At 58.3% G+C, this 379-nt stretch carries 1 protein-coding gene; it reads left to right on the top strand.

Annotated features, from left to right (window positions below):
- Nucleotides 1-379, top strand: a 379-nt coding sequence (locus ACYVTD_RS17815) for an HAD-IC family P-type ATPase (RefSeq protein ID WP_461248952.1), incomplete at both ends; no start/stop codon positions are given.

The raw sequence follows: 379 nt of genomic DNA, 5'->3' as shown, positions 1-379 counted from the left end.
GGAATAGAGTCGGTCATGATCACCGGGGACAACGTGAAAACTGCCGCCGCAATCGCCAAACAGGTCGGTATTGACCGCGTACTCGCGGAAGTTCTGCCGCAGGACAAGTCCGCCGAAGTGAAGAAGCTGCAGGCCGAAGGCAAAAAAGTCGCCATGGTGGGCGACGGCATCAACGACGCTCCGGCGCTGGCGCAGGCGGACATAGGAATCGCCATCGGAAGCGGGACGGACGTGGCGATGGAATCCGCCGGCATCGTCCTTATGCGCTCCGACTTGCTAGACGTGCCGACGGCGGTAAACTTAAGCAAGCGCACAATCCGCAACATCAAACAAAATCTGTTCTGGGCTTTCGGCTACAACGTGCTAGGCATCCCAATAG

The organism is Treponema sp. R6D11 (assembly GCF_054786075.1).
This window is presented reverse-complemented; position numbering and strand designations above follow the sequence as displayed.